The sequence below is a fragment of the Streptomyces sp. NPDC031426 genome, assembly GCF_055581585.1.
In genome coordinates this window covers 20,461-46,349 of sequence record NZ_JBVIJE010000007.1, presented here as the reverse complement: position 1 = coordinate 46,349, position 25,889 = coordinate 20,461, and the positions used below count along the sequence as shown (strand labels likewise).

Sequence of the window (25,889 nt, the reverse complement as noted above, 5' to 3'; positions counted from 1 at the left end):
GGGGCCTTCCCTGCGGACCGGGCGGGAGTGAACGCCCGGCAACAGTTGACTACAGCGAAGTAGACGGTCTACGGAACTGTAGACGAACGGCGCCCGGGGAACGTTCCCGGGTGACGCGCACCACGCGCAGGCCATCCGTGGTCACGCAGCCGCCCGACCTCGAAGCCCCGCTCCGCGCAGCTGTCGAGGATGCGGGGCAGGGCGCCGAGCGCCGAGTGCCAGGCGCCCGGGGCGGAGGTGCAGTCGGAGTCGTGCAGCAGGATCGTTCCGCCGCCGTCCAGATCGCGGGTGACGGTGCGGTGGACGGACTCTGTGGTGGCCCGCGCCGTCCAGTCCTCCCCCCAGCAGGTCCACAGGACGGGCGTGAGGCCGAGCCGGTGGGCCGCCAGATGGGCGCCGGCCGACATGACGCCGTACGGCGGCCGGAACAGCGTGGGCTGCCGCCCGGTGATCGCGGCGACGGTGTCGCGGGCGCGGGCGAAGTCGTCGTAGGTGGCACGTGGGCCGCGCAGGAGCAGCGGGCGGTGCAGCCAGCCGTGAATGCCGATCTCATGGCCGGCCGCGGCGATCTCGCGCACCAGACCCGGTGAACGGCGCGCCTGCACCCCGAGCAGGAAGAAGGTGGCGTGCACCTCGCGCGCGGCGAGCAGGCGCAGGAAGTGCGGGGTGGAGACGGGGTCGGGTCCGTCGTCGAAGGTCAGGGCGACGTGGTCCGGGCGGCCGCGGCCCGAGAGGCGGGGAAGGGCGCGGTTGCGCAGCGGCCCGAACGTGGAGACGACGGGCGCGGCGTGCGTGGCGAGCACGGGCAGGGCGGCCAGGGCGGCCGTGCGCAGGGTACGGGCGGCGGTCATCAGTGGTTCCCTTCCGGCTGGGGGGCGTGCTGCGGGGCGCGGTCGTCCGGATCGAGGCCGTGGCTGATCGCACGTGCCAGCCCGGGGCCCTCGTACGCCGTCGCGATCCCCGTACCGACGGCGCACGCCCACACGGCGCACGCTACGGCGACCGTGGCGGCGAGGCGCCCCGGAGGGGTGCGCCGACGGCGGCAGGGGGGCCGGTGGCCGGGCCCCGGCAGCCCGGCCGCCTGGTACACCCGTGCTATCTCGGCCGCCGGGCCCCGGTCCGGCGTCGCGGCGAACAGGGCGAGGCCCGTCTCGCGCTGGAGCTTTCCTCGCGGGCCCTCGATCAGGTCCTGCAGTACGGCCTCGAGGTCGGCCGGCTCGCGGATCCACGCCGCGGCGCCGGCCTCGTCCAGGGCGGCGGCGTTGGTCAGCCCGTGGCCGGGAATGCAGCGGTAGCTGGCGACGGGCAGGCCCACGGCGAACGCCTCCAGGGAGGTGAGTCCGCCGGCGTTCTGCACGAGGACGTCTGCGGCGCGCATCAGGCCGGGCATGTCGTCCATCCAGCCGTGGACGTGCTCGATGCCGTCGGCGCGCAGCTGCTCGGCCAGGGCCTCGTTCCGGCCGCAGACGACGACGGGCACGGCGGCGCCGCAGTCGCGCACCTCCCGGGCCACCGTGCGGACCGGTCCGACGCCCCAGGAGCCGGCCACCAGCAGGGCGAGCGGGCTGTGCGCCGGCAGCCCGAACCGGGCCCGTGCGCGCTCGCGCTCCTGGCTGTCCCCGGGCCTGAACCGGGGATCGGTGACCGGCCCGCACACGCGTACATCCCGGGCGCCGACGGCACGGGCCTGGGCGCCGGGGACGGCGTGGGCGGCGAGGTGGACGTCCACGCCGTCCGCCACCCACAGGGGATGCACCGAGAAGTCCGTCAGGTAGGTCAGGACCGGGACGGTCAGCCGTCCGGAGCGGCGCAGGTTGCCGAGCACCCGGCTGGCTCCTGGGTAGGTGGACACGACCGCGCCGGTGCCCGGGGCGAGGGCGCGCAGCACCCGGTTCTCGGCGGAGCGCAGCAGGGCGCGCGCCGCCGGGCCGCCGCCTCCGGCGCGCTCGGTGCCGGCATAGATCCGCTGGTAGGCCCACGGTGCCCGGACGAGCAGCCGGTGGTAGCCCCGCTGGACGGCGCGGCCGAGCCCGGCGGGCAGCAGGTCCAGCAGGTCGTGCCGGTCGACGGTGAAGCCGTCTTCGACGAGGCGGCGGGCGAGTTCGGTGGCGGCGCCGTCATGCCCCGCGCCGACGCTCGCGGAGATGATCGCGACCCGGCGGGAGGGAGCGGCCACGCCTTGCGGGCGCGGTACGGCGCCCGCGAGTGCGGGCATGGGGAGAGTGCGTCCGGCATACGGCATGGGCTGGTCCTCCGGGCGTCGGGAGAGCTAGCGGATCTACAAGATGTAGTAGATGCCTGTCGAAGCCCGGAGCATACCTCCTACAACTGGTAGGAGATGGCCGGGTAGCCTGTCCGAACGAAAGGCCGGGAAGGGCCGGGGAAGGACGGACGTGAGCGACCCGAACAACCGGGAGAATCCGGGCCGGCGGGCGCGCGGCGAGCTGGAGAACGACGTGCTGGCCGCGCTGTGGGCCGCCGACGGCCCCCTGACCGCGCGCCAGGTCCTGCAGCGGCTGCCCGGCGGCCTGGCGTACACCACGGTCCTGACGATCCTGTCCCGTCTCCACGACAAGGGCATGCTCGTCCGGCACCGGGAGGGCCGCGGATACGCCTACGCGCCGGTCCGGGACGAGGCGTCGCACACGGCCCGGCGCATGCGGTCGCTGCTGGAGGAGGGTTCGGACCGCGAGGCGGTGCTGACCCGCTTCGTGTCCGAACTCTCCACGGAGGACGAGCAGTTGCTGCACCAGCTGCTGGCCGGGCACGAGGCACGGGACGAGCGCTCCGACGGGAAGCGGTGACTCGTGCTGATCAGCGTCTACGTCCCGTTCGTCGTCACGGCCGTGCTCACGCTGCTCGCACCGCGCCTCGCCCGTCGGCTCACCCCGCGCCCCGCCGCCTGGGCCCTGGCCTGCGCCGCGCTCGTCACGGCGGTCGGCTGGACCGGCTCACTCACGCTGCTCGCCTTCACCGGCATCGCGCAGATTCCCCAGGTCGCGGCCGAGGGCCACTGGTCCGCGAGCGCACTGCGCGCCGAGGACCCGGTCTACCTCGTCGTCGCGGCCGTCAGCGCGCTCGTCCTGGCCGCGAGCGTCGTCTCGCTGGGCGTCGCCACATTCCGCCAGGTCCGCCAGGTCGTCCGCGCCCGGCGGGAGTGCGCCGCGCTGCCCGGGGACGTGGAACTGGCCGTGCTCGACGACGACGCTCCGCTGGCCTTCGCCCTGCCCGGCGGGCCGGGACGGATCGTGGTCTCCCGTGGCATGTTGTGCTGTCTCGGCGATGACGAGCGCGCGGCCCTGCTGGCGCACGAGCGGGCCCATCTGCGCGGCAGACACCACCTGTTCCTGAGCCTGTGGCGGCTCACGTCCGCCCTGAACCCGCTGCTGCGCCCCTTGGCTCACACCGGTGCCTTCGTCCTGGAACGCTGGGCCGACGAGGACGCCGCCGCCCGGGTCGGCGACCGGGCGGCGGTGGCCCGCGCGGTCGGCCGCGCCGCCCTCGCCGCCGCGGGCGCGTCCCGCCCCGCCCTTGCCGCCACCGGCGGGGAAGTGCCCCAGCGGGTACGGGCCCTGCTGGCCCCGCCGCCCGCCCGCCGGGCGTCGCCCTTCCTGGCCGGCGCCCTGTTGCTGACCGTGTGCTGCGCCAGCCTGGCCAACGCCGCCTCCGACAGCGATCGCATGGTCGACAGCGCGATTCGAGCGCAGTGCGCGGCACTGTCGGCCACCACGACCGCACCACCGGCGGATGACCACCGGCACGGCCCCGGCTTCTGCTGCGGCCCGTACCACCGCGGCGAGTTCGGCGAACACCGCTCGTAGACCCGCGGCCGTGCTCCGGCGGCCGCGCGGCGCGATACGTTCGACGCCCACGGCACCCACGAGAGGAACCCAGCGTGACCGTCGAACGCATAGGCCCGCCCCTTTTCGGTACGGAGCGCGAGACGCTGCGGGCGTTCCTGGACTTCCACCGGGCGACCCTGGCGATGAAGTGCGAGGGTCTGACGGAGGAACAGCTCAAGGAGCGGTCGAGCCCGCCGTCGACCCTGTCCCTGCTCGCCCTGGTCCGGCACCTGGCCGAGGTCGAACGCGCCTGGTTCCGCCGGGTGTTCGACGACAACGCCGCCCCGATGCTCTGGTCGGACAAGGAGTTCGACTTCCAGGCCGCCTACGACACCACGGGCGCGAGCGCCGAGGAGGCGTTCGCGGTGTGGCAGGCCGAGGTCGAGCACTCGCGCCGTATCGAGCGCGAGGCCGGGTCCCTGGACCTCGCCGGGTACCAGCCGCGCTGGGGCGAGGACGTGTCCCTGCGGATGGTGATGCTCCACATGATCCTGGAGTACGGCCGCCACAACGGCCACGCGGACTTCCTCCGCGAGGGCGTGGACGGCACGGTGGGGGCCTGACTCACTGAAGCGGGCCCCAGTCTGCGACCGGGGCCCGCTTCATGGAGCCGGTGACGGGCGGGTGCGGCTTCACCAGCCGAGCGCACGCTCGTCGGCCTGCGCGTCCGGGGCCGGCGTGGCCGGGCGCGCGTCGTGGCAGGTGAAGCCGAGCCGGGTCAGGGCCCGCCGCATCTCGATCGTGGTGAAGTCGCGGCGGTCCAGCCGGGTGATCACCTGCCCGACCTGCATCACGGGGTAGACACGGCGGCCGATGGTCACGGACACGCCGGTGACGGGTTCCGGCGTGATGCCGCTCATGGACTGCTCGACCTCACTCTTGATCAGGTCGAACGGGAATCTGGCGATGACACAGCGCATGGATGCCTCCACAGGGGGGTGGGGAAAACACCGGGGGAGTCGACTCGACCGCGCCACGGCGGCTGGACGAAGGTCAGGGCGTGAGGGCGAGGACGCCCAGGGCGTATCCGTGCTCGTCGATGACGGGGGACACGTCCAGGTTCCGGCCGCGCATTGCGGCTTCCGCCTCGCCGAGCACGGCCATGGACGAGGTGAACGGTCCGCGGTCGAGCGGGATGTCCCGCAGCCGCGTCCCGTCGCGGTACCACGTGCCGCCGCGGTGCGCGGCGAGTTGGGACCGCGTGACCAGACCCGCGCACCGCCCGTCCTCGTCGCGGAGGAGCAGGTGCGGGACGCGGGCGCCGATGAGCACGGACAGCGCCACGTCCACGGCCATGTGGTCGTCCACCTGGGGCCCGGGACCATGCATGGCGTCACGTGCGGTCAGACCGGTGCCTTCGGCGCCGTCGGCCTGTCGTGTTCGGGGCGGAATCGGCATCAGGCGCTTCTCCTCTTCGTCGGGCCGGACGGGCCGGGCGGGCCGGACGACGGCTCCCGGCGATGACCGGGAGCGCATCGGCGTGCTCGGGCTATGCGTTCTTCCTCGTGGCGAAGCGACGGGCTCGGGCGGCGGTCCGGCCGTTCCCGCCCCGGCCCCTGCGGCTGCGGGCGGCGGATCCCTCGCCCTGGCGTCCCGCGTCGACCGGAGCGGTGAGGGTGACGGGCACGCCGGAGGGGGTCCGGGCGCCGGTGATGCGCTGCAGCTCGGACTCGCCCGGGCGGATCCGGACGGTGTGCGGGGTGATGCCGGCGTCGGTCATCAGACGGTCCACCGCGCGCCGCTGGTGCGGCAGCACGAGGGTGACGACGGTGCCGGACTCGCCGGCGCGTGCGGTACGGCCGCCGCGGTGCAGATAGTCCTTGTGGTCGTTCGGAGGGTCGACGTTCACGACGAGGTCGAGGCCCTCGACATGGATGCCGCGGGCGGCGACGTTGGTGGCCACCAGGACCGTGACGTGGCCTTCCTTGAACTGGGCGAGCGTCCGGTTGCGCTGCTGCTGGGACTTGCCGCCGTGCAGGGCCGAGGCACGCACCCCGACGGACAGCAGGTCCTTGGCGAGCCGGTCCACCGCGTGCTTGGTGTCCAGGAACATCAGCACGCGTCCGTCGCGGGCGGCGATCTCCGTCGCGGCGGAGTGCTTGTCGGCGTCGTGCACCTGCAGCAGATGGTGCTCCATCGTGGTGACGGCGCCCGCGGACGGGTCGACCGAGTGCACGACGGGGTCGTGGAGATAGCGGCGCACCAGGAGGTCGATGTTGCGGTCCAGGGTGGCCGAGAACAGCAACCGCTGGCCACGGGCGGGGACTTGGTCGAGCAGCGCGGTCACCTGCGGCATGAAGCCCATGTCCGCCATCTGGTCGGCCTCGTCCAGGACGGTGACGGCGACCTGGTCCAGTCGGCAGGCTCCCCGCTCGATGAGGTCCTTGAGCCGGCCGGGCGTGGCGACGACGACCTCGGCGCCGTCGCGCAGGGCACTCGCCTGCCGGCCGATCGACATGCCGCCCACCACGGTGGCGAGCCGCAGCCGCAGGGCGCGGGCGTAGGGGGTGAGCGCGTCGGTGACCTGCTGGGCCAGTTCCCGGGTGGGGACGAGGACGAGGGCGAGCGGCCGCCGGGGCTGGGCGCGCTGCCCGTCGAGGCGGGCCAGCACAGGCAGACCGAAGGCGAGCGTCTTGCCCGAGCCGGTACGGCCCCGGCCCAGGACGTCCCGGCCGGCCAGCGCGTTGGGCAGGGTGGCCGCCTGGATCGGGAAGGGCACGGCCACGCCCTCGGTGCCGAGCGCGGCCAGCAGCCGTGCGGGCATGTCCAGTTCGCCGAACGTCTCGACGGCCGGCAGCGGTTCGGTGAGGGTGACCGGCAGGGCGAACTCCTGTCGGCGCGCGGTGGAGCGTGCGCCCTGGCCGCTCTTTCGTCCGGCGCCCGGGCGGGGAGCCTGGCGGCCCGCGCCCTGCGTACGGAAGCGGCCGCCGGAAGCGGTGCCGGTCGAGCGGGTGGCGCCTGCCGAACGCGTGGACCTTCGGTCCGCGCGGAAGCCACCGGAAGTGCCCCCGGTGCGACGGGTGCGGTTCATGGAGGAACCTTCCTCGATGCGGCGTATCGAGGAATTCCGTCCGGCGGCGATGGCCGCACCGGGATTCACAAGAATGAGCCGAAGAAAAAAGAAGAGCCGGGCCTCGTGGCGCTGCGGCCGGGGCAGCCGGCGGTCCGGGAAACCCGGGAACCCGGAAACCGGGAAAACCAATGGGCTGGGGCCCGCACCCCAAGAGCGCGGGCCCCAGCCACATGATGCGCGAACCAGTGGCTCGCGACGGTTCGCGTCAGCGTCAGGCGGGAACGATGTTCTCGGCCTGCGGGCCCTTCTGGCCCTGCGTGACGTCGAAGGTCACCTTCTGGCCTTCCTGAAGCTCGCGGAAGCCGGAGGTGGCGATGTTCGAGTAGTGGGCGAACACGTCAGCGCCGCCGCCGTCCTGCTCGATGAAGCCGAAGCCCTTTTCCGCGTTGAACCACTTCACGGTGCCAGATGCCATATTGAATCTCCCTTGGGGGGCAGTGCCGGACTCCGCACTCTGCGGAGCCGAGTCGCCGCGATGATCACCCCTCCGGAAAGATCCGGAAAGCTCTGCAAAGAAAAAATCTCTGGCAACCAAAACTGCAACTGCTATCACGCTAACACAGTCGGGTGGCAGCGTGAATGCGTTTTCTGGTGTGTCCGCTGATTCTCGATCCGCCGCACTGCGTAATTCTGTAGTGGCGGGACTAGGTATCCGCGTCGCGCTCGGCCAGCTTCCGGCGCATGTCCCGGTTCAGCCGAAGGGCGTCGTCGAGCTGGTCCTCCAGGGAGATGATGCGGCACGCGGCCTCGATGGGGGTGCCCTGGTCGACCAGTTCACGGGCGCGCGCGGCGACGCGCAACTGGCGGCGGGAGTAACGGCGGTGGCCGCCTTCGGAACGCAGGGGGGTGATCAGTCCGGCTTCGCCGACGGCCCGGAGGAAGGCGGGGGTGGTGCCCAGAACGTCCGCGGCCCGCCCCATCGTGTAGGCCGGGTAGTCATCGTCGTCGAGGTTGCCGGCGACAGGGGCGTTCTCGGCGGGCATGGCACCTTCGTTTCGGGGGACGCGGCGTGGCACCCGCGCTCCGAAGACCCAGCGCCATCTGCCTCGTCCGACAACCCTAACTCCGCCGCGCGCGCAGATGTGGCCTCGCCGTGACAGATTTCCGCACGCGCCCGGACCAGCCATCGTCGCCGGCCGCGGTCGCTTCCTTCAGCAGGACGCCTGCAGGTGAGCTGTGTGGCGGGCAACGAGCAAGGGGGTTCGGCCACGTGCCCGTCGCCGCCGGTGTCTTGATCAACAGGCGACACTCGTGCAGCGCAGAGGCCCGGCCGGACGTCACACACCCGACGCGCCGCCCACGGCTGCCACCTGCACCGGGTGGCCTGGCCAACGGCCTGTTGGCGCTAAGTCGGGAAGCGGCCCTTTCACAGCCCGAACAGGCTCGCCGCGTTGTCGTGGCACACCGCCCGGAGCCACTCCCGGCCGAGGCCCAGGCGTTCCAGGGCGTGGAGTTGGTGCACGTAGGGATAGGGGATGTTGGGGAAGTCGGAGCCGAGCAGGATGCGGTCGCCGAGCGCGGCGAGCCGGGGCAGGGCGCGGCGGGGGAACGGTATGAATCCCTCGGTGAAGTCGGTGAACGCCATCGTCGTGTCCAGCCGCACCTCGTCGTACCGCTCGGCGAGGCCGAGGAACTCCTCGTACTCGGGCATCCCCAGATGGGCGACGACCAGCCGCAGCCTCGGGTGCCGGGCCAGCACCCGCGCGATCGGCTCGGGACCGGTGTGTTTGCCCGGCGCGGGTCCGGAGCCACAGTGGATCACCACGGGGATCCGCGCCTCGGCCAGCAGCCCCCAGGCCGGCTGGAGCAGTTCGTCGGCCGGGTCGTAGGCCCCTACCTGCACATGTGCCTTGAACACGCGCGCGCCCGCCTCGACGGCCTCGCGGACGTACGTCTCGGCATCCGGCTCGGGATGGAGGGTCGCGGTGTGCAGACAGTCGGGGGTGCGGCGGGCGAAGTCGGCCGCCCATCCGTTCAGCCACCGGGCCATGCCGGGCTTGTGCGGGTAGAGCATCGCGGTGAAGGCGCGGACCCCGAACTCCCGGAGCAGGGACGTGCGTTCCGCCTCCTCCCGCCGGTAGGTGATCGGCCATTGGAGGCCGCCGATCAGGGGTCCGTTCGTGTCGAAGTAGTCCCACACCTTGTGCAGGACACGCTCGGGCATGAAGTGCGTGTGCACGTCGACCAGCCCGGGAAGACCCAGCCCGCCCCAGAAACGGCGAACCTCATCGGCCTCGGCGGGGTCGGCGGGCGCGCTGCGGTGATCGTCCATGCCGCTCACCATCGGCCTTGGCGGCATGCCGGGTCCACCCCTTTCGGGCTCTGGGCCGGGATCCCGTTCGCCGTAGTACCCGGGTACCACCGGCCCGGCGGTGTTCAGTCCCCGGTACCACCGGATCCGGGAGATGGCGGACTTAGCGTGGCGGAGGAGGCGTCGGGCGTGCCGGGCGCCCGAGTCCGAAAGAGAGAGCGCGAATGATCGAGGCCCAGCAGCTCACCAAGAGGTACGGGGAGAAGACAGCCGTAGACGGACTGGACTTCACCGTGAAGCCGGGTACGGTGACCGGCTTCCTCGGCCCCAACGGTGCCGGCAAGTCCACGACGATGCGCATGATCGTCGGACTCGACGCGCCGACGAGCGGTTCCGTCACGGTGAACGGTCACCGCTACGCCCGTCACCAGGCGCCGCTGCAGGAGGTCGGGGCGCTCCTGGAGGCGAAGTCGATCCACCCGGGCCGCTCGGCCTACAACCACCTCCGTGCGCTCGCGCTGACCCACGGCATTCCGCGCCGCCGGGTCGACGAGGTCGTCGAGCTCGCCGGTCTCGGCAGCGTCGCCAAGAAGCGGGCCGGCGCCTTCTCCCTCGGCATGGGCCAGCGGCTCGGCATCGCGGCCGCGCTGCTGGGCGATCCGCAGACGGTGATGCTGGACGAGCCCGTCAACGGACTGGACCCCGAGGGCGTGCTGTGGATCCGCAATCTGCTGACGTCGCTCGCCGCCGAGGGACGGACGGTGTTCGTCTCCTCGCACCTGATGAGCGAGGTCGCGCTGGTGGCGGACCACCTGATCGTCGTCGGCCGGGGCCGGCTGCTGGCCGACACGACCGTACGGGACCTGGTGCGCGAGGCGGGCGGCGACACCGTGAAGGTCGCCACGGAGGATCCCGCACGGCTTCGGGACGTGCTGGCCGGGCCGGGCGTGGAGATCACCGGCCGCGTCGGCACCGAGGAGCTGCAGGTCACCGGGATGAGCGCCCGTGAGATCGGGCTGAAGGCGGCCGAGCACGGGATCCCGCTGTTCGAGCTGACCACGAAGGCGGTGTCGCTGGAGGAGGCATTCATGGAACTGACCAGGGACGCCGTGGAGTACCACGGCTCCACGACGGGCACCGAGACCTCCGGGAGCGCGGCATGAGCACCCTCACGGCGACACCCGAGACCCCCGAGGCCGCCCCCAAGGCTCCGGCCCGCCCCGCCTACCGGGTGACCGGACGGCGCGTGCTGGCCTCGGAGTGGGCCAAGCTCTGGTCCCTGCGGTCCACCTGGATCACCCTCGGCCTGGGCCTGCTGTTCCTCGTGGCCTTCGGCGTCATCGCGGCGAGCCACTACAAGTCCAATCTGGACTCCGGCCGCCACATGGACCGCGACTTCGCCACCGCGACGGCGGTCAGCCTGTCCCTGTTCGGCACGAACTTCGCCCAGCTCGCCCTCGGCGTGCTCGGCGTGCTGGTCACGGCGGGCGAGTACTCCACCGGCATGATCCGCTCGACCCTCGCGGCCGTACCGCGCCGACTGCCCGTGCTGTGGTCCAAGGCGGCGGTGTACGGACTGGTCGCCCTGGTGGTCGCGACGGCCGGCGCGTTCGTCGCCTTCCTCGTCGGCAGTCGGATCGTGTCCGGTACGCCCGCTGCGATGGGCCTCGGTCACGCCGGCGTCGTACGCAGCCTGCTGGGCGCAGGGCTCTACCTCGGTCTGGTCGGTGTGATCGGCGCCGCCCTCGGGGCGCTGCTGCGGTCCGTCGCCGGCGGCATCTCGGTCCTGGTCGCGGCCCTCATGCTGGTGCCCGGACTGGTCTCCCTGCTGCCCACCTCGTGGCAGGGCGACATCGACCCCTACCTGCCGAGCCACGCAGGCGAGTCGATCTTCGCGCTGACCCACGACTCCACCACCCTGTCGCCCTCCGCCGGGCTCCTGGTCTTCCTCGGCTGGACGGCGCTGGCGCTGGTGGGGGCGGCGTACCGGCTGCTGCGCAGCGACGCCTGAGCGCCGTGTGCGTGACGGCACCCGCATCATGGACGGGTGGATGTCGTGACCACCGATGAGCTCAGCGGGATGGGGCCGCTGGTCGCCCGGCTCGGCGGGGTGGGCCAGCGGCTCCGGCACGCCGACCGGGCCCGTCCGTGGGTGCTGGATACCGCGGTGGTGGTGCTGGCCTTCCTGATGCTCTGCCTGCCGGACCTGCTGCACGAAGCCCATGGGGACGGCGACGGCCCGCGCCGCTTCCGCCTCGTGTTCACCCAGCTGCCCACGCTCGGCATGCTGGCCCTGCAGGCCGGGCTGGTGCTGCCGCTGCTGTGGCGGCGGCGCGCGCCCGCGGCGGCCTTCGGTGCCGTCGCGGCCGTGTTCGTCGTCCAGTGGTCCCTCGGCGCCGCGCTCCGGGCGGACGTCGCGCTCTTCGTCGCCCTGTACAGCCTCGCCCTGCACGGGCGGCTGCGGCAGCTGCCGTGGGCCTGTGCGGTCATGGCGGGTGCGCTGGGCCTGGTGGCGGCGCGGGTCTCGGCGGCGGTGTCGGTCTGGGACGCGCTCTTCTTCCTGCTCAGCACGGCGACCGCGGCCCTCGCGCTCGGCCTGATGATCCGCATCCGGCGGGCTCAGCTCGCGGGGCTGCGGGATCGCGCGGCCCGGCTGGAGACAGAACGCGACCAGCGGGGCAGGCTCGCCGTCGCGGCCGAGCGGACGCGGGTGGCCCGGGAGATGCACGACATCGTCGGCCACAACCTGTCCGTGATCATCACCCTCGCCGACGCGGGTGCCTACGCCACCGCCGCCGCCCCGGAGCGCGGCAAGGAGGCCCTGCACCTCATCGGCGACACCGGCCGCCAGGCCCTGAGCGAACTGCGGCGGGTGCTCGGCGTACTCCGTGAGGCGGACGGCCCGCGGGGCGAGCCCGAACTGAGCCCGCAGCCCGGTCTCACGGACATCGACGCGCTGTGCGAGGGCGTCCGCGCCGCCGGCCTGGACGTCGTCTACCGTACGGCCGGTGACGTCGACGCCCTGGACAGCGGGGTGCAGCTCACGGTCTACCGGATCGTGCAGGAGGCCCTGACCAACACCCTCAAACACGCCGGCGCGGGGGCGCGTGCGAACCTGGCGATCGTCGTGGCGGACGCGCGGCTGACCATCACCGTCCGGGACTCCGGGCCGGCCACACCGGCCGGCCGGCCCGGCACGGCGAACGAGGAAGGGCACGGCCTGGTGGGCATGCGAGAACGAGCGGCTCTCTACGGCGGACACGTCAGCGCGGGTCCGGCGGGCCCGGGATGGACGGTGCGCGCCGCCCTCGACCTCGCTCCCCAGGGCGGTGCCCGGTGACGACCGTGCTCGTCGTGGACGACCAGCCGCTGCAGCGCTACGGCTTTCGCATGCTGCTGGACTCCGTGCCCGAGACGGAGGTGGTCGGGGAGGCGGCACACGGCGCCGAGGCCGTGCGCAAGGCCGCCGAACTCCGTCCGGACGTCGTCCTGATGGACGTCCGCATGCCCGGCATGGACGGCATCGAGGCCACGCGCCGTATCGTCGCCGCCGGCGACCGCTCCCGCGTCCTCGTCCTGACCACCTTCGACCTCGACGAGTACGTCTACGCGGCACTGCGCGCCGGAGCCAGCGGCTTCCTCCTCAAGGACGCCCGGCCCGAGGAACTCCTCGCCGGCATCCGTGCCGTAGCCGTGGGGGACGCGGTGATCGCCCCCGCGCTCACCCGCCGCCTCCTGCACGAGTTCGCCCGGCTCGTGCCGTCCGGCGGCGACGGCTCCGCCGAGGATCCGCGCCTGAGCGCCCTCACCGACCGCGAACGCGAGATCCTCGTCGCCATCGGCAAGGGCTGGACCAACGGCGAGATCGCCACGCGTTTCGTCCTGTCGGAGTCCACGGTGAAGACGCATGTCGGCCGTGTCCTGTCCAAGATCGGCGCCCGAGACCGGATCCAGGCGGTGATCTTCGCCTACGACCATGGCCTGGCCCGACCGCACGCGGACTGAGGGCGGGTCACGTCCCGGACGCTCTGGGCTTGGTCAGGGGCTCCGCGAGTAAGCCCGGCGCGTCACCGGTGAACTCCTCCTCGTTGACCCAGACGATGCCGACCTCGCCCTCCGGGGCGTCGATGACCACCTTCGCACCGTGCGGGATGCCCCGGACTCGCTCCACACGCCATTGCCTGGTCTCCATGCGGACACCCCATCCCAGATACCCGTTGCGGTCATACCCCGCCAGAGGTAGACGGAATGGAACCACGCAGATACGGCGCGTGTGTGGCGATTGAGGGAAAATCCTCAGATGTCTATTTATCGAGAGAGTCACCGTCGCCCGCGAGTCCGCGCAGCCGGCGTTGCACACGCGTCCATTCCCGGATGTCCTCGGCCTTCTCGGCCCTGTCCTCCGGGGCCTGCTCGGGGTCGCGCGTCGCGAAGACGATCAGACGCATCCCCTTGCGCTTCAACTCGATGACGTCGGTGTCCACGAGCTCCCCGTCGGCGAGTTCGTGCTGGATGCGGGCCGGGAGCCGCGAGACGAACCCGGCGGCGTCCCCGGAGGCGGATGCCGGAGCCTCGGCGACCGGGCCGGATATGGCCGAATCCGTCGCCAGGGTCGGAGTACCGCCCTCCAGGACGGTCCTGGCGCTTCCGGGTGCCCAGCCGAGAGCCCGTTCGAGCTTGTCGATGGTGAGCGGCATGGTCTTGTAGCCGTCGCTGGACTCGGCGCGCTGCACCGTGGAGTAGCCGATGCCCGCCGCTTCCGCGAGGTCTTCCTGTCTCCAGCCGCGCGCCTTGCGTGCATCACGGATGGCCGCTGCGAGGCGCTTCCAGTCTCGGGGAGTGGTGGTCACAGTCGTCATGATGCCTCACCGTATGGCAACACCTACAGATACTTTCAAGCTGTTGACCAGTAACGAGTCTGCTTGTGAGCCGGTAAGGCGTTGCCTGGCGGATTCAGCCTCACCAGTGACACGTTCATCTCATCGATGACACGTTATGTGACACCTCCGTGCGGTCGACGAGCCTGCTCAACGCATCACGGTGATGTATTCCTGCCCCTTTCGGTTGCATTCACTCCTTGCGGTGAGGTTTCTTCCTCGCTAGTGTCCTCCCCGTGACACCTAACGGAGCCACGATTCGCGCCTTCCGTGAGGCGCGTGGCCACTCGTTGAGGAGCCTTGCAAGCCTCACGGATAGGCATCCCAGCACCATTATGCGCATCGAAGAAGGTTGCCGGGGTACGACCCCCGAGACCCTGAGGCGGATCGCCGCAGCGCTGCAGATCCCCGTCGAGGCCATCACCAAGGAGGGGCCGTGAGCGAGGAATCGTTCCTGTCCCGTCGGGTGGGCGGTGACGGGCAGCCCAGGGGAGGGGACCGGGAATGGTGGTCTCCCGGGTGTCGGCAGGGCCGGTCGTACCCCGTTCCTCGCCGATGCCCAAGCCGAAACGGAGACAGTCAAGTGACTCATCCCTGGGCCGAGACCGGTCCGCTGAGAGGGCTGGAGCCCGAGCTCATCAGCCGAGCGCGAAGCGGCGACCGGAAGGCGTTCGCGGCCTTGTACCGCCAGCACCGTGACACGGTCTACGCCGGCATCGTCCGCCGGGTGAACAACCGGGACCTCGCGGAAGACCTCACCCAGGAGGTGTTCGTGCGGGCGCTGCGCCGTATCGAGACCTTCACCTGGCAGGGAAAGAACATCGATGCCTGGCTGCTGACGATCGCCCGGAACCTGATCGCCGACCACTACACCTCCAGCCGGGCGCGGCGCGAGGTGCCCACCGGCGAGTTCGGGGAGTGGGGCGAGTGGGACGGCAACACCGAGGACACCGTGCTCCACAGCGTCCTGGCGGCGGAGGCGCGCAAGGTGGTCGGCGACGCGCTGCCCCTGCTCAACCCGCACCAGCGCACCTGCCTCCGGCTCAGGTTCCTGGAGGAGCTGTCCGTCGCCGAGGCGGCCCGGGTGATGGGCCGGCAGCCCAACGCGGTCAGGTCGCTCCAGCACCGGGCCATGCGCAACCTGACCGAGCTCGTCCGGGAGACCTGGGCGGTGGGAGCGTGACGCAGGAGGGGAGCATCCGAGCGGCCGCCACGGTCATCCGCGAGTGCTTCGCGAACTTCGAGGCGGAGGTGGCGGTCAGGCTCGCACTGGCGCTGGACACCGACACCTTGTCGCGGCTGTGTTCCGGGGTGTCCGAGGGGGAGCGGGAGCCGCAGTCGGCGCGGGCGTGCGACACGGTGATCCTGCGGCAGGCCCCGGCCCTCGCCGGGCAACCGGACGCCGAGCCGGTGAACTCGCTGGAGGCCGAAGCCATCGCGTGGCAGGCGAAGTGCGCCCAGGCCAAGGACGTCTGGGCCGCGCTGGGGATGCGGTTCCACGGCCACAGGCCGGAGGTCATGGCCATCGAGTGGGACCGCGACCGCGTGGTGGTCTGCGTCAAGGCGGTGTCCCTGGCCGACTGGTACTTCTGGCTCTCCGTCATCGGGGCACCGGTGGACGCCGACACCCGGCAGGCCGGCTATGCGCAACTGGCCTTCGGCCAGCTGGACGGGGTGCCGGTGCATCTGGTCGCGCACGACGTACCGCGCCTGCTCAGCGAGGCATGGGACGCGGCCCGTGAACCGTACTTCCTGTGGGGCCGCGTCTACGACCTGGCGCGGCCGCTGACCGACCGCAACGGCGTCACCTGGCACCACCACCGCTTCCGGCCCAAGGACCACGTCCCTCTCCTGCGGAGGGACGGCGACGACGAGCCCTCGGCCCTGACATACCTGATCCGCGAGACGGGTCCACTGACCGCCGCGACCGATCACCGCGGGCCGGTTGTGACGGCGGGGGCTGTTGGCTGCGGGCCGGATGTGGCGTCCGGGATTGCCGGCTGCGGACCCGACCCGGCGGCCGGGATCGCTGGTTTTGCTCCCGACTTGGCGGCGAGGATCGCTGGATTCTCTCCCGATTCGGCGACCAGGGTCACGTTCGCTCCCGATTCGGTGACGATGACCGCTGGTTGTGCCCTCGACCCGGCGACGGGTATTGCTGGCTCTGCCCCCGATCTGCTGGGCGGCATTGCCGGCTCCGCTGCCGATCCGGCGTCCGGGACAGCTGGTTGCGTCCTCGATCCGGCGGCGGGTATTGCCGGCTCCGTCCCCGATCTGCTGGGCGGTTTTGCCGGCTCCGCTCCTGATCCGGCGTCGGGGATCGCCGGCTGCGCCCTCGACTCGGCGGCGGGTATTCCCGGCTCCGTCCCCGATCCGCTGGGCGGGATCGCTGGCTCCGTCCCTGACTCGGTGGGCGGGGTCGCAGGCTGCGCCCTCGACCCGGCGTCCGGGAACGCCGGCTACGCCCCCGGGCCGGCGTCCGGGAACGCCGGCTACGCCCCCGGGCCGCTGGGCGGGATCGCCGGATGCGCTCCCGATGCGGCGGGTGGGATCGCCAGTTGCGCACCCGACTCGGTGGGTGTCGAGGATGGCGGCGACGCGTGAGGCCGGCATCCCCGTTCGACTCCGGAGAGCACCTGGTGCCTCTTGCCCGGTTGCGCCGGGTGTTCTCCGGTACTGTGCCCGCCTCGGGCACAGGGGCCGCACCGTACCGCCCCCGAAGCGGTGCGGCCCGCCCGCCCGCCTCACCACGACCGGTGGCGTGGTGAGGCGGGTGTGGGCGGCCGGCGCGGACGACCGGCTGCTCCAGCCCGCCGAGGGAACCTCCGGCGCCGCGCACGACTGCGACGGACCCGTCTTCGTCGACGCGTCCGGGCGTCGCAGCCGCCGCTTCCGCCGCCTCGGCATCGCCGTCGGTCTCGCCTGCGCGGCCTATCCCGTCGTCACCCTCGCCACCCTCCTGTCGGGCAACTCCGGTGCGCCCTGGCTGTCGGTGCCCGACCGGGGGGCCGGCACGTCGGCCGTCCGGGTCGACACCTCGCCGCGGCCTTCGGGCTCGACCGAGCCGACCCGTTCGCGGAGCGACTCGGCCGAGCGGGTCCGCTCCGCGAGCGGTGCCTTCGTACCCCGCGCCCAGGCCCGTCGCCGTACGACCCCGGCGGCGGGCGCGACCGCTCTGCCCGGGCCGTCGGGCAGCCCGGTCACGCCGGGGGCGTCCATCGCCCCGAAACCGTCGGCGAGTTCCGTCGAGCCCACCTCCGGCCGCACCACCGATGCCCCGGACCCCGGCCCGTCCACCCCGGCCGGCTCCTCGCCGGACCCCACCACGTCCGGCGGCGATGTCACACCCGGCCCCAGCCCGTCCACGGTGTACGACGGCTCCGTGGCCGACGGTCCCGTCCGTCCCGTACACGTCGGCGCCGGCCCCACCCGCCTTTCGTCTCCGGAGAACGTCCGCTGATGGCACCCAGCCCCGTCCTCCACGCCTCGGCGACGAAGAACACGCGGAAGAACACCGCGAGCGTCCGGCGCGCCCGGCTGCGCCTGCGCCTCCTACTGCCCCCGCTGGTCCTCCTCGCCATGATGGCGATGCTGATGCTGCGCGGGTACGTGCACAGCGAGATCCTCGCCGACTACCGCGTCCGTTCCGAGGCAGCCAACGACAAGGTTCCGGAGAGTGTTCTCGAGGGCGGCCCGGTCATCGACACCCGCGACGGGCGAACGACCAGCCTGCGCGTGCCCGACCACCGTCTCGTCCTCACCTTCGACGACGGCCCGGACCCCACCTGGACCCCCAAGATGCTGGACGTGCTGAAGAAGTACCACGCGCACGCGGTCTTCTTCGTCACCGGCACCATGACCTCGCAGCACCCGGGCCTCGTCCGCCGCATGGTGGCCGAGGGCCACGAGGTAGGCCTGCACACCTTCGACCACCCCGACCTCTCCTACCAGTCCAGACGGCGCATCGACTGGGAGCTGTCCCAGAGCCAGCTCGCGCTCACCGGGGCGGCCGGCATCCGCTCGTCCCTGTTCCGGCCGCCGTACTGCTCCTTCGCCGATGCCATGGACAACGCGTCCTGGCCGGTGACGAAGTACATCGGTACCCGCGGCTACATCACCGTCGTCAACGACACCGACAGCGAGGACTGGCGGAAGCCGGGCGTCGGCGAGATCGTCCGCCGGGCCACCCCCGAGGGCGGCAGGGGCGCGATCGTCCTCATGCACGACGCCGGTGGCGACCGCCGCCAGACCGTCGAGGCGCTGGACGAGTTCCTGCCCCGGCTGCGGGCCGCGGGCTACCGGTTCCAGAACCTCAGCGAGGCGCTCCACGCGCCCAGCGCGAACACCCCGGTGACCGGCGTGAACCTGTGGCAGGGCAAGGCGTGGATCTTCCTGGTCCGGGTCTCGGACAGCATCACCGACGGCCTGGTGGTCGCACTGGCGGTCACCGGCGTGCTGGTCCTCGCCCGCATCGGTCTGCTGCTCCTGCTGTCGGGCGTGCATGCCCGCCGCGTACGCCGCAAGGGCTTTCGCTGGGGTCCGGTCCCCGTCACCGAACGGGTGTCGGTGCTGGTGCCCGCGTACAACGAGGCCGCATGCATCGAGAAGACGGTCCGTTCCCTGATGGCGAGCGAGTACCCGATCGAGGTGGTCGTCGTCGACGACGGGTCCAGCGACGGCACGGCCCGCATCGTGGAGGACCTGCGCCTGCCGGACGTGCGCGTCGTGCGCCAGCCCAACGCGGGCAAGTCCGCCGCGCTGAACAGGGGCCTCGCACTCGCCCGGCACGACCTGGTGGTGATGATGGACGGCGACACGGTGTTCGAACCGTCCACCGTGCGCGAGCTGGTGCAGCCCTTCGCGAACCCCCAGGTCGGCGCGGTCGCCGGCAACGTCAAGGTCGGCAACAAGGACTCCCTGATCGGCGCCTGGCAGCACATCGAGTACGTGGTGGGCTTCAATCTGGACCGCAGGATGTACGACGTCCTGGGCTGCATGCCCACGATCCCGGGCGCGGTCGGGGCCTTCCGCCGCTCCGCACTGGAAGGCGTCGGCGGCATGAGCGACGACACGCTCGCCGAGGACACCGACATCACGATGGCCCTGAACCGCCACGGCTGGCGGGTGGTGTACGCGGAGAAGGCTCGCGCCTGGACCGAGGCCCCCCAGTCCGTGCGGCAGTTGTGGTCGCAGCGCTACCGCTGGTCCTACGGCACGATGCAGGCGATCTGGAAGCACCGTCGTGCCGTCGTCGACAAGGGCCCGTCGGGCCGGTTCGGGCGCGTCGGTCTGCCGCTCGTCTCCCTGTTCATGGTCGTGGCCCCGCTGCTGGGACCGCTGATCGACGTGTTCCTGCTGTACGGCGTCGTCTTCGGGCCCACGCGGAAGACGCTGGTTGCCTGGCTGGGCGTCCTGGCGCTCCAGGGGGCCTGTGCGGCGTACGCGTTCCGGCTCGACCGGGAGAGGACGACGCACCTCGTCTCCTTCCCGCTCCAGCAGATCCTCTATCGGCAACTGATGTATGTGGTCCTGCTTCAGTCCTGGATCACCGCACTCACCGGAGGCCGCCTGCGCTGGCAGAAGCTGCGGCGCACGGGCGTGGTGCAGGTCCCGGGCACGGTCCCGCGGCAGCAGGCGCGCGGGGCAGGAGTGATCGGAGGCCCGTCGGATGACGACACACGAGTACGCGGCGGAGACGACCTTGTCCCTGAGCCCACCCCGGCCCGCCCCGCAAGCGATCCCGGCACCCACGCCGGCCCCCGCTCCGGCCGCGTCGAAGCCGGCCCGTGACCGCTACCTGGACCTGCTCCGCTCGATCGCCCTGGTCCGGGTGGTGGTCTACCACGTCTTCGGCTGGGCCTGGCTGTCGATCCTGTTCCCGTCCATGGGTGTGATGTTCGCGCTGGCGGGCTCGCTGACGGCGCGCTCGCTGAACCGTCCGGCACGGGACGTGGTCAGGAGCCGGTTGCGCCGCCTGCTGCCTCCGCTGTGGGTGTTCGGCGCGGTGGCGCTGGCACTGATGTGCGCGGACGGCTGGAACCCGGTGAAGGACCCGGACCACGGCGGCACCTGGGGCCTGCTCGAACTCATCGATTACGTCGTTCCGATCGGCACCCCGCCGTACCCCGAGCACCTCGGCTCCAACTCCGGTCTGCTGGAGGACACCTGGGCGGCGCAGGCGGTGGGCCCCCTGTGGTACCTGCGCGCGTATCTGTGGTTCGTCGTCGCGTCCCCGCTGCTGCTGTGGGCGTTCCGCCGCGTCCCATGGGTGACGCTGCTGGCACTGCCGGCACTGACGGCCGTCGTCGGCACGGGCCTGGTCACCATCCCCGGTGCGACGGGTGACGTGGTGACCGACTTCGTGGCGTACGGCGGCTGTTGGGTGCTGGGCTTCGCCCACCACGAGGGAATGCTCAAGCGGATCCCGCGGTATGCGCTGGTGTCCTGCGCGGTCCCGGTGATGGCGTTCGGTCTGTGGTGGGCGTCGGGTCATCCGGGCCCCGACGGATGGGATCTGAACGACATCCCCCTGGCCCAGGCGACGTGGTCGTTCGGGTTCGTGGCGATCCTGCTCCGGTACTCCCCGTCGTGGCAGGGGCTGCCGGGCCGGCTGGCGCGCTGGGACAAGCTGGTGACGCTGTCGAACAACCGCGCCGTCACGGTCTACCTGTGGCACAACCTGCTGATCGTGGCCACGGTGCCGATCATCGACCAGGCGTACCGCCTGCCGTTCCTGCAGAGCGACAGCGCGACGGCGGCGCTCGACAGGACGTACACGCTGTGGATGTTCGTCCTGGTCTGGCCCCTGATCGCCGTCACGACCCTCGTGTTCGGCGCGATCGAGGACGCCGCGGCGAACCGGACTCCTCGGCTGTGGCCGAACGGACCGGGAAAGCCGACCGGGCGACACGCCCGCCGAGCTTAGCCAGGGGCTGCGGCGTTCCTGTCTCTTCAGTTCTGCCGCAGCGCTCGTTCCGTGGTGAGCATGAGCTCCTCCGCCGGTGACCACCAACAGGAGTACGACCCTGTGCGAGCCGGTCACTGGGCGACGGCCGAGCAAGCGGGACCCCCGAAGCGCCGAAGGGCGGACCCGCGAACAGGACCCGCCCTTCGGACGCCCGGTCAGCCTCTGTTCAGCGGACGAAGGAGATCTCCGGGTAGCTCGTGTTGGGTCCGTCGAGCAGGGTGCTGTGCTGGTGGCGCAGCTCCTGGTCGAAGAAGGCCGCGAGGTAGGCCCGCTGGACCGCGACCGCGCGGTCCGGGTCGATCGTGCCGAACTGCTGCTGGAGCTGAGCCTGGGAGAGCCCGAGCAGGCCCGCCTCCTGCGGCACCATCCACTCGTTGTCGCTGAACGACAGGTGCGCCGCGCCATGGAGCTGGATGTCGACCCGGTATCCCTTGAGGTGCGACCACAGCGTGCGCCACGAGCCGTCGTTGTTGCGGTTGTGGGTTCCGGAGCTGAAGAGCATGAAGGGGCGGTCCAGGTCCTTGCTCGGCGCCGTACCGAAGAACTGGCCGTCCAGGTCGGCGCCGGCCTTGATACGAGAGTCGAGCTGCATGGAGGTGTCGACCGCGCCGCCGCCCAGCGACCAGCCGAACATGCCGATGCGGGACATGTCCACGGACTGCGCCAGCCCGGTGGGGAGCGTGGGGTGGCCGGGGTCCGGGTTGCCGCCCTTGCTGATCGTGTTGAGCTGGTTGATGACGAAGCGGATGTCGGCCGCGCGCACCTTGAGCGTGTCGGAGGAGTGGGCGCCCGCCGGCATCGTGTTGACCTCGAGCCGGTTGGCGGGGAACTGCACCTCGTTGGCGTCGTGGGTGTGGTCGACGGTGACGACGAGGTAGCCGCGGCTGGCGAGGTCCTGGGCGAGTGCGGTGCCCATCGCGCGGTCCGAGTGCAGCCCGGTCGAGTACAGCAGGACGGGCAGCTTGCCGAGCTTGGTGTTCACCGGGGCGAGGACATGGCCCGCGGTCCTCGGCAGGGTCACCTGCTGCGGCGACAGCCCGCGGGAGGCGAGGAAGTGGGCGCCGGAGATCGACGGCATCCACGGCGCCTGATAGTGCCCGGACGTGGCGGTGGCCGGATACCACAGCGACACCATCAACTCGCGAGGGGTGCTGCCGGGCACGTACGGATCCGTACGGGACTTGTCGACGAGGTGCAGGCCGACCATGCCCACGCTGTGGGGCCCGGTCGGCGCGGGCATGTTGAGCTGGAGACCCGACGTATCCGTGCGGCCGGACGTGAGGGCCTCAGGGTGTACGGGCTTGTGGTGCAGCGGCGCCTCGTCGTTCTCGGGCGCCCAGGGCGTGTGCCGGTCGGGCTGGTCGGGCGAGAACCCGGTGGCCGCAGGCTTGTTGGACGTCTTTCCGGCGGCCATCGCCGGCGTCATCCCCGCACCCAGGGCGACGGCCAGCGCGCCTGCCGTACCGACCGCTCTGGCGATCACTCTGCGACGGTGGCGCGGGCGGCGGTGTTTCATGGGACCCCCTTGTTGGTCAGCGATCGCAGAACGGGCGATCGAATGCCGCACACCGTACCGCTGGGGCGGCCGTCGGACTGCGCGGAGGCCCATGCCGCCGGCAGCGCCTCCCAGTCGTTTTGCGAACGCGACTTCACAAGCGCCCCGGCGAACAGTGGTGCACTGACACATACGCATCCCGCCGAGCCTCCGCTCAGCGAGGAGCGCTCCCGACCCCTTCGGGCGCCACACGAGGGCATAGGAGAGGTCCCACGAATGCCGGCGAGCCGGCCAAGTCCTGCGAACGGGCGTCGCTCCGATGGGCGCCGTTGCAGGAGCATACGGACCATTGGCTGCGCCGGATGTACGTCGGTCAACTCCATCTACGTCTGCACGGGGTTACGGCAGACTAGCGCCCCGCGGAGCGAGCAGGTCGGGTCGGGGTCGCCTCGTGCAGGACCAGCATGTCCGCCACGAAGCAGGCGACCTCGCCGTCCGCGTCCCGGCCGATCCACACGGGGTACGAGCCGTCTCCGCGGCCGCTGGGGTAGGCGATCAGGTTGGTGCCGGTGGCCGGGTCGTCGACGATCGAGATGCCGTGGTCGTTCTCCTTCCACGTGCCCGCGGCCTGACCGTCCCGGAACCGTTCGCCCAGTTCCCCGGCCATGGTCGCGTCGACGAAGCAGCCGGTGCCGGAGTCCACGCCGAAGCCATGGAACTCCCCGTCGCGCAGCAGGCGTTCGTGCTGCCCGTCGAGCAGCGCCGGTTCCCAGCTCACCGCGGGCCGCTCGGACACCAGCACACGGACCGCGGTGTACTCGTCGATGACGAGTGTCCTGCCCAGATGCTCGGCCGTGTAGCCGGCGGAGGCCAGCTGCACACGGTAACTCCCGGGCGCCACCGGCACGGTGAAGCCCGCGTCCTGTGCGCAGGCGCGGTATGTGGGGTCGCGGGCCGCCAAGCGCCCGCTGGGCAGGTGCAGTGTTCCGGCCTCGATCGGGTCCCAGACGGTGTACGCCTCGTCCGCCGTGAAGCGGGCGCCCGCGGTGAACAGTTCGTTCAGATGCCGGGGACGCATCCCTTGCGGCGCCCGCCAGTTGGGCCGGGCCGGCTCACGCTCGGGCACCACCGGGACTTCGCGCGGTTCACAGCGGTCGGCGCCCGGAAAGCCGAGCACGGCGAACAGCTCCTGCCACCGCCCGAAGGCAGGCACCGGCAACCATCGCCGCTCCTCGGGCACATCCGCGGTCGTCTGCAGCGCGCCCCCCTTGTCGCCCCGTGGTTCGACGATCCGGGTACCGCGTCCGTCCGGCAGCAGTTGGGTCGTCACCCGCCCGGCGTCCGCCGCGAACTCCGGCATGCCGTCGTCCGTGTACGCCCAGCCACGCTGGTGAATGAGGAAGAGCCGGTCCTCCGTCAGGCGTCGCAGGTCCATCTCAAGGAACCGCCGCCCCTGCGCGTCGTACACCCACAGCCCGAGGTAGTGACGCTCCCAGGCCACATGCGCGACGACCACCCCGGGGCTGCCCTGCTGCCGCAGCACCACCGCGTACGGCAGCCCTGCGGCGTCCCGTGCGGCCGCCACCGCGGCGTCGATCGGCCCGAGCACGGCTGCGCGCCCGGAGTCCCACCCTTCGCCGTAGGCGACGTCGACGATCTCCGGGCCGGCCATCAGGCGGCTTCGCCGAGGCTGTTCCGCACACGCCCGTCCGGCATACGTACGCCGATGGGCCGGCCGAAGTGGGCACGCTGGTCGGCGTCGAAGTCCAACCACGGCGCCCCCGCACGGCGCGCGAGCATCGGAACGCGTTCGCGCACTTCACCCATGGGCTGCTCCCCTCTCGGCTCGACACAGGGAGAACGCGTATCCGATTCCCCCCACTTGGCCCAGCGGAAGCAGCCCCGAGATCATCACGGATGGGCGGCGCGTCCTATGCCACACCCTGGGGCGTCGTGGCGACGGAGGCCGCGGTGGTTACAGGCCGCAGGAGCCGCGGTCTAGGTGGAAGTAGCGGGCGTTGGCCCAGCGGCACAGCCGGATACCGACGGTGACGCCGACGATGGTGACCAGGGCGGGCAGGTATCCGCCGGCGACCTGGACGATCGGGATGGCCGGGCATCCCCCGGAGATCGCCCAGCCCGTACCGAACAGCACTGCGCCGGGGATCACGCCGGCGTGGATGCGCCCCGGGGTGCGGCGGACCCGCAGCAGAGCGAATGCGCACACGATGATCACGACCGCACCGGCGAAGGAGAGGAGCATGCGCAGGTCCTGGAAGGTGAACATGCGGTTCAGCTCGGTGTAGTCGCCGAAGCCGATGTTGGAGACGGTATAGCCGAGAGTGAGGCCGGTGATGATGTTGGCCAGCAGAATCGCGCCCCGAGTACGCATCAGATCACCTTCCACAGCAGGAACGACACCGCGACGGCGGTGCCGAAGAACACGGCGGTCGCAACCAGGCTGACCGGGCGCAGACGGCCGCAGCCGTTGAGTCCGTGGCCGGAGCTGCACCCACCGGCCAGCCGAGTGCCGAAGCCGACCAACACGCCCCCGACGAACAGCAGGACGGTCATGGTGGTCGGATTTGCGGTGACCACGTTCCGGAATCCCGGTCCCATGTCGAAGCGGAGGTGGAACCGCCCGGAGGTGACCGCGGCGATCAGTCCGCCGAGGAAGATCGACACCAGCAGGGCAGCCTGGGTGACCAGCGGGGCGGGGCCCGGGCTCGTGACCGGGGTGTCCTCACTCACCGTCGGTTCGGCGTGCGTTTCGAGCAGCTGTGAAGTCCCGTGCGGAAGCGGCGGCACGGTGGGCGCGGCGGGGCTGGTGCCGAAGTGCTCCGCCGTAGCCGCGGCGAGAGCGTCAGCCAGAGCACGCTCGTCGGTGAACTCCTCGTCCATCCGCTCCAGGCGGCGCTCCCTGCGCCAGTGCAACACGCGATCCCACGCGGACGACACCCCGAAAGACCGGTCCGTGGTGAGGGCGTGGTTGATGGTGATCAGAGCGAGCCCGGCAGCGCCGGCCCACCAGGGCCAGTAGCCACTCATGCTGGGCCTCCCATCCATTCGGTGAATCGAGCCCACCAGCCGCGCTTCGAGCTGGGGCCTTGCCCCGCGTGTCGAGATGGGCGATCTGGAGGCTGGGGAAACGGTGCGGATGGTGACGGTCGGTAATGCGACACCGGTATCGTCGGAGATACCGCCCCGAACTGAGCCATGGTCTCCGGTACTCCGGTCACAGGTTCCGACGGCTCCGGTGGCCGAGCCGGTGCCGGCTGCGACCAGGACGCGTTCTCCGGCGGCCAGGGATTGTGTTGTGGTGGAGGGGCCTGCTGCGGTCCCTGCTCCGGGCCGGCGGCACCGGACCGGCCTTGGCCGGTGGCC

The 25,889-nt window shown here is 71.7% G+C and carries 28 protein-coding genes; 13 read left to right on the top strand and 15 right to left on the bottom strand.

Annotation, left to right across the window (positions count from 1 at the left end; genetic code table 11):
- Positions 1-68 precede the first annotated feature (68 nt).
- On the bottom strand, positions 69-851 hold the full coding sequence (locus tag ACZ5NH_RS15710) for a polysaccharide deacetylase family protein (protein ID WP_468775572.1): 783 nt from the start codon (positions 849-851) through the stop codon (positions 69-71).
- Complete coding sequence (locus ACZ5NH_RS15705) at positions 851-2,215, bottom strand: glycosyltransferase (protein ID WP_468775570.1); 1,365 nt, start codon at positions 2,213-2,215, stop codon at positions 851-853. Before ACZ5NH_RS15705 ends, ACZ5NH_RS15710 begins: the two co-directional genes overlap by 1 nt.
- Positions 2,216-2,393: 178 nt before the next feature.
- Here ACZ5NH_RS15705 and ACZ5NH_RS15700 point away from each other — a divergent pair, with 178 nt between their 5' ends.
- The 3 genes from ACZ5NH_RS15700 (at position 2,394) to ACZ5NH_RS15690 (ending at position 4,405) form a co-directional block, all read left to right on the top strand.
- A complete protein-coding gene (locus ACZ5NH_RS15700) occupies positions 2,394-2,804 on the top strand; it encodes a BlaI/MecI/CopY family transcriptional regulator (protein ID WP_388623148.1) in 411 nt (136 codons plus the stop codon).
- A 3-nt stretch (positions 2,805-2,807) separates the two neighbouring features.
- Positions 2,808-3,821: a M56 family metallopeptidase gene (locus ACZ5NH_RS15695; protein ID WP_468775567.1), complete on the top strand. Its 1,014-nt coding sequence runs from the start codon at positions 2,808-2,810 to the stop codon at positions 3,819-3,821.
- 74 nt (positions 3,822-3,895) lie between these two features.
- The gene (locus tag ACZ5NH_RS15690) at positions 3,896-4,405 is read left to right on the top strand and encodes a DinB family protein (protein ID WP_388623154.1); all 510 of its coding nucleotides are present in this window, start codon (positions 3,896-3,898) and stop codon (positions 4,403-4,405) included.
- 69 nt (positions 4,406-4,474) lie between these two features.
- Here ACZ5NH_RS15690 and ACZ5NH_RS15685 read toward each other — a convergent pair whose 3' ends face one another.
- The 6 genes from ACZ5NH_RS15685 to ACZ5NH_RS15660 form a co-directional block, all read right to left on the bottom strand.
- Positions 4,475-4,762, bottom strand: a complete 288-nt coding sequence (locus ACZ5NH_RS15685) for an SCO5918 family protein (RefSeq protein WP_388623157.1) — start codon at positions 4,760-4,762, stop codon at positions 4,475-4,477.
- 73 nt (positions 4,763-4,835) lie between these two features.
- Positions 4,836-5,240: a CBS domain-containing protein gene (locus tag ACZ5NH_RS15680; protein WP_388623160.1), complete on the bottom strand. Its 405-nt coding sequence runs from the start codon at positions 5,238-5,240 to the stop codon at positions 4,836-4,838.
- Between the two features lie 91 nt (positions 5,241-5,331).
- Entirely contained in the window at positions 5,332-6,873 is a 1,542-nt protein-coding gene (locus tag ACZ5NH_RS15675; protein ID WP_451553790.1) for a DEAD/DEAH box helicase, read from the bottom strand.
- Between the two features lie 253 nt (positions 6,874-7,126).
- Positions 7,127-7,330 (bottom strand): cold-shock protein, encoded by a 204-nt coding sequence (locus ACZ5NH_RS15670; protein WP_007383480.1) that lies wholly within the window; start codon positions 7,328-7,330, stop codon positions 7,127-7,129.
- Between the two features lie 229 nt (positions 7,331-7,559).
- Positions 7,560-7,898 (bottom strand): helix-turn-helix domain-containing protein, encoded by a 339-nt coding sequence (locus ACZ5NH_RS15665; protein WP_468775564.1) that lies wholly within the window; start codon positions 7,896-7,898, stop codon positions 7,560-7,562.
- A gap of 383 nt (positions 7,899-8,281) precedes the next feature.
- Positions 8,282-9,187: an amidohydrolase family protein gene (locus ACZ5NH_RS15660; protein ID WP_468775562.1), complete on the bottom strand. Its 906-nt coding sequence runs from the start codon at positions 9,185-9,187 to the stop codon at positions 8,282-8,284.
- A gap of 203 nt (positions 9,188-9,390) precedes the next feature.
- On the opposite strand from ACZ5NH_RS15660, the gene ACZ5NH_RS15655 reads away from it, so the two are divergent.
- The 4 genes from ACZ5NH_RS15655 to ACZ5NH_RS15640 all read left to right on the top strand — a co-directional run bounded on the left by ACZ5NH_RS15655 (position 9,391) and on the right by ACZ5NH_RS15640 (position 13,171).
- Complete coding sequence (locus ACZ5NH_RS15655; protein WP_388623169.1) at positions 9,391-10,329, top strand: ABC transporter ATP-binding protein; 939 nt, start codon at positions 9,391-9,393, stop codon at positions 10,327-10,329.
- Entirely contained in the window at positions 10,326-11,177 is an 852-nt protein-coding gene (locus ACZ5NH_RS15650) for an ABC transporter permease (protein ID WP_468775559.1), read from the top strand. Before ACZ5NH_RS15655 ends, ACZ5NH_RS15650 begins: the two co-directional genes overlap by 4 nt.
- A gap of 69 nt (positions 11,178-11,246) precedes the next feature.
- On the top strand, positions 11,247-12,506 hold the full coding sequence (locus tag ACZ5NH_RS15645) for a sensor histidine kinase (protein ID WP_468776176.1): 1,260 nt from the start codon (positions 11,247-11,249) through the stop codon (positions 12,504-12,506).
- Positions 12,503-13,171 (top strand): response regulator, encoded by a 669-nt coding sequence (locus ACZ5NH_RS15640; protein ID WP_450981390.1) that lies wholly within the window; start codon positions 12,503-12,505, stop codon positions 13,169-13,171. Before ACZ5NH_RS15645 ends, ACZ5NH_RS15640 begins: the two co-directional genes overlap by 4 nt.
- Before the next feature lie 7 nt (positions 13,172-13,178).
- Here the strand turns inward: ACZ5NH_RS15640 and ACZ5NH_RS15635 are convergent, their stop codons facing one another.
- Positions 13,179-13,358 carry a hypothetical protein gene (locus tag ACZ5NH_RS15635; protein WP_388623178.1) on the bottom strand — a complete coding sequence of 60 codons (180 nt, stop codon included), beginning with the start codon at positions 13,356-13,358 and terminating at the stop codon, positions 13,179-13,181.
- A 112-nt stretch (positions 13,359-13,470) separates the two neighbouring features.
- Positions 13,471-14,025, bottom strand: a complete 555-nt coding sequence (locus ACZ5NH_RS15630; protein WP_388623180.1) for a helix-turn-helix domain-containing protein — start codon at positions 14,023-14,025, stop codon at positions 13,471-13,473.
- Between the two features lie 254 nt (positions 14,026-14,279).
- Here ACZ5NH_RS15630 and ACZ5NH_RS15625 point away from each other — a divergent pair, with 254 nt between their 5' ends.
- The 6 genes from ACZ5NH_RS15625 (at position 14,280) to ACZ5NH_RS15600 (ending at position 20,968) form a co-directional block, all read left to right on the top strand.
- The gene (locus tag ACZ5NH_RS15625) at positions 14,280-14,483 is read left to right on the top strand and encodes a helix-turn-helix domain-containing protein (protein ID WP_388623183.1); all 204 of its coding nucleotides are present in this window, start codon (positions 14,280-14,282) and stop codon (positions 14,481-14,483) included.
- Between the two features lie 143 nt (positions 14,484-14,626).
- Positions 14,627-15,226: a sigma-70 family RNA polymerase sigma factor gene (locus ACZ5NH_RS15620; RefSeq protein WP_388623186.1), complete on the top strand. Its 600-nt coding sequence runs from the start codon at positions 14,627-14,629 to the stop codon at positions 15,224-15,226.
- Complete coding sequence (locus ACZ5NH_RS15615) at positions 15,223-16,647, top strand: BN159_2729 family protein (RefSeq protein ID WP_468775555.1); 1,425 nt, start codon at positions 15,223-15,225, stop codon at positions 16,645-16,647. Before ACZ5NH_RS15620 ends, ACZ5NH_RS15615 begins: the two co-directional genes overlap by 4 nt.
- Positions 16,648-16,804: 157 nt before the next feature.
- Positions 16,805-17,503: a hypothetical protein gene (locus tag ACZ5NH_RS15610; protein WP_468775553.1), complete on the top strand. Its 699-nt coding sequence runs from the start codon at positions 16,805-16,807 to the stop codon at positions 17,501-17,503.
- Complete coding sequence (locus ACZ5NH_RS15605; RefSeq protein ID WP_468775551.1) at positions 17,503-19,833, top strand: bifunctional polysaccharide deacetylase/glycosyltransferase family 2 protein; 2,331 nt, start codon at positions 17,503-17,505, stop codon at positions 19,831-19,833. Before ACZ5NH_RS15610 ends, ACZ5NH_RS15605 begins: the two co-directional genes overlap by 1 nt.
- Positions 19,745-20,968 (top strand): acyltransferase family protein, encoded by a 1,224-nt coding sequence (locus tag ACZ5NH_RS15600; protein WP_468776174.1) that lies wholly within the window; start codon positions 19,745-19,747, stop codon positions 20,966-20,968. The genes ACZ5NH_RS15605 and ACZ5NH_RS15600 overlap by 89 nt, the downstream gene beginning before the upstream one ends.
- A 208-nt stretch (positions 20,969-21,176) precedes the next feature.
- Here ACZ5NH_RS15600 and ACZ5NH_RS15595 read toward each other — a convergent pair whose 3' ends face one another.
- From ACZ5NH_RS15595 to ACZ5NH_RS15575, 5 genes are all read right to left on the bottom strand, one after another.
- Positions 21,177-22,493 carry an alpha/beta hydrolase family protein gene (locus ACZ5NH_RS15595; RefSeq protein WP_468775549.1) on the bottom strand — a complete coding sequence of 439 codons (1,317 nt, stop codon included), beginning with the start codon at positions 22,491-22,493 and terminating at the stop codon, positions 21,177-21,179.
- Positions 22,494-22,914: 421 nt separating this feature from the next.
- Positions 22,915-24,177, bottom strand: a complete 1,263-nt coding sequence (locus ACZ5NH_RS15590; protein WP_468775547.1) for a DUF4241 domain-containing protein — start codon at positions 24,175-24,177, stop codon at positions 22,915-22,917.
- The gene (locus ACZ5NH_RS15585; RefSeq protein WP_468775545.1) at positions 24,177-24,332 is read right to left on the bottom strand and encodes a hypothetical protein; all 156 of its coding nucleotides are present in this window, start codon (positions 24,330-24,332) and stop codon (positions 24,177-24,179) included. Before ACZ5NH_RS15585 ends, ACZ5NH_RS15590 begins: the two co-directional genes overlap by 1 nt.
- 148 nt (positions 24,333-24,480) lie before the next feature.
- On the bottom strand, positions 24,481-24,897 hold the full coding sequence (locus ACZ5NH_RS15580) for a YeeE/YedE thiosulfate transporter family protein (protein ID WP_451555762.1): 417 nt from the start codon (positions 24,895-24,897) through the stop codon (positions 24,481-24,483).
- Positions 24,897-25,553: a YeeE/YedE family protein gene (locus tag ACZ5NH_RS15575; RefSeq protein ID WP_468775543.1), complete on the bottom strand. Its 657-nt coding sequence runs from the start codon at positions 25,551-25,553 to the stop codon at positions 24,897-24,899. Before ACZ5NH_RS15575 ends, ACZ5NH_RS15580 begins: the two co-directional genes overlap by 1 nt.
- Between the last annotated feature and the right edge of the window lie 336 nt (positions 25,554-25,889).

What these genes read in the sequence shown, in the direction of transcription:
- ACZ5NH_RS15710 (WP_468775572.1), bottom strand. Translation starts at nt 851, where the DNA reads ATGACCGCCGCCCGTACCCTGCGCACGGCCGCCCTGGCCGCCCTGCCC.
- ACZ5NH_RS15705 (WP_468775570.1), bottom strand. Translation starts at nt 2,215, where the DNA reads ATGCCCGCACTCGCGGGCGCCGTACCGCGCCCGCAAGGCGTGGCCGCT.
- ACZ5NH_RS15685 (WP_388623157.1), bottom strand. Translation starts at nt 4,762, where the DNA reads ATGCGCTGTGTCATCGCCAGATTCCCGTTCGACCTGATCAAGAGTGAG.
- ACZ5NH_RS15680 (WP_388623160.1), bottom strand. Translation starts at nt 5,240, where the DNA reads ATGCCGATTCCGCCCCGAACACGACAGGCCGACGGCGCCGAAGGCACC.
- ACZ5NH_RS15675 (WP_451553790.1), bottom strand. Translation starts at nt 6,873, where the DNA reads ATGAACCGCACCCGTCGCACCGGGGGCACTTCCGGTGGCTTCCGCGCG.
- ACZ5NH_RS15670 (WP_007383480.1), bottom strand. Translation starts at nt 7,330, where the DNA reads ATGGCATCTGGCACCGTGAAGTGGTTCAACGCGGAAAAGGGCTTCGGC.
- ACZ5NH_RS15665 (WP_468775564.1), bottom strand. Translation starts at nt 7,898, where the DNA reads ATGCCCGCCGAGAACGCCCCTGTCGCCGGCAACCTCGACGACGATGAC.
- ACZ5NH_RS15660 (WP_468775562.1), bottom strand. Translation starts at nt 9,187, where the DNA reads ATGGACGATCACCGCAGCGCGCCCGCCGACCCCGCCGAGGCCGATGAG.
- ACZ5NH_RS15655 (WP_388623169.1), top strand. Translation starts at nt 9,391, where the DNA reads ATGATCGAGGCCCAGCAGCTCACCAAGAGGTACGGGGAGAAGACAGCC.
- ACZ5NH_RS15650 (WP_468775559.1), top strand. Translation starts at nt 10,326, where the DNA reads ATGAGCACCCTCACGGCGACACCCGAGACCCCCGAGGCCGCCCCCAAG.
- ACZ5NH_RS15645 (WP_468776176.1), top strand. Translation starts at nt 11,247, where the DNA reads ATGGGGCCGCTGGTCGCCCGGCTCGGCGGGGTGGGCCAGCGGCTCCGG.
- ACZ5NH_RS15635 (WP_388623178.1), bottom strand. Translation starts at nt 13,358, where the DNA reads ATGGAGACCAGGCAATGGCGTGTGGAGCGAGTCCGGGGCATCCCGCAC.
- ACZ5NH_RS15630 (WP_388623180.1), bottom strand. Translation starts at nt 14,025, where the DNA reads ATGACGACTGTGACCACCACTCCCCGAGACTGGAAGCGCCTCGCAGCG.
- ACZ5NH_RS15605 (WP_468775551.1), top strand. Translation starts at nt 17,503, where the DNA reads ATGGCACCCAGCCCCGTCCTCCACGCCTCGGCGACGAAGAACACGCGG.
- ACZ5NH_RS15590 (WP_468775547.1), bottom strand. Translation starts at nt 24,177, where the DNA reads ATGGCCGGCCCGGAGATCGTCGACGTCGCCTACGGCGAAGGGTGGGAC.
- ACZ5NH_RS15585 (WP_468775545.1), bottom strand. Translation starts at nt 24,332, where the DNA reads ATGGGTGAAGTGCGCGAACGCGTTCCGATGCTCGCGCGCCGTGCGGGG.
- ACZ5NH_RS15580 (WP_451555762.1), bottom strand. Translation starts at nt 24,897, where the DNA reads ATGCGTACTCGGGGCGCGATTCTGCTGGCCAACATCATCACCGGCCTC.
- ACZ5NH_RS15575 (WP_468775543.1), bottom strand. Translation starts at nt 25,553, where the DNA reads ATGAGTGGCTACTGGCCCTGGTGGGCCGGCGCTGCCGGGCTCGCTCTG.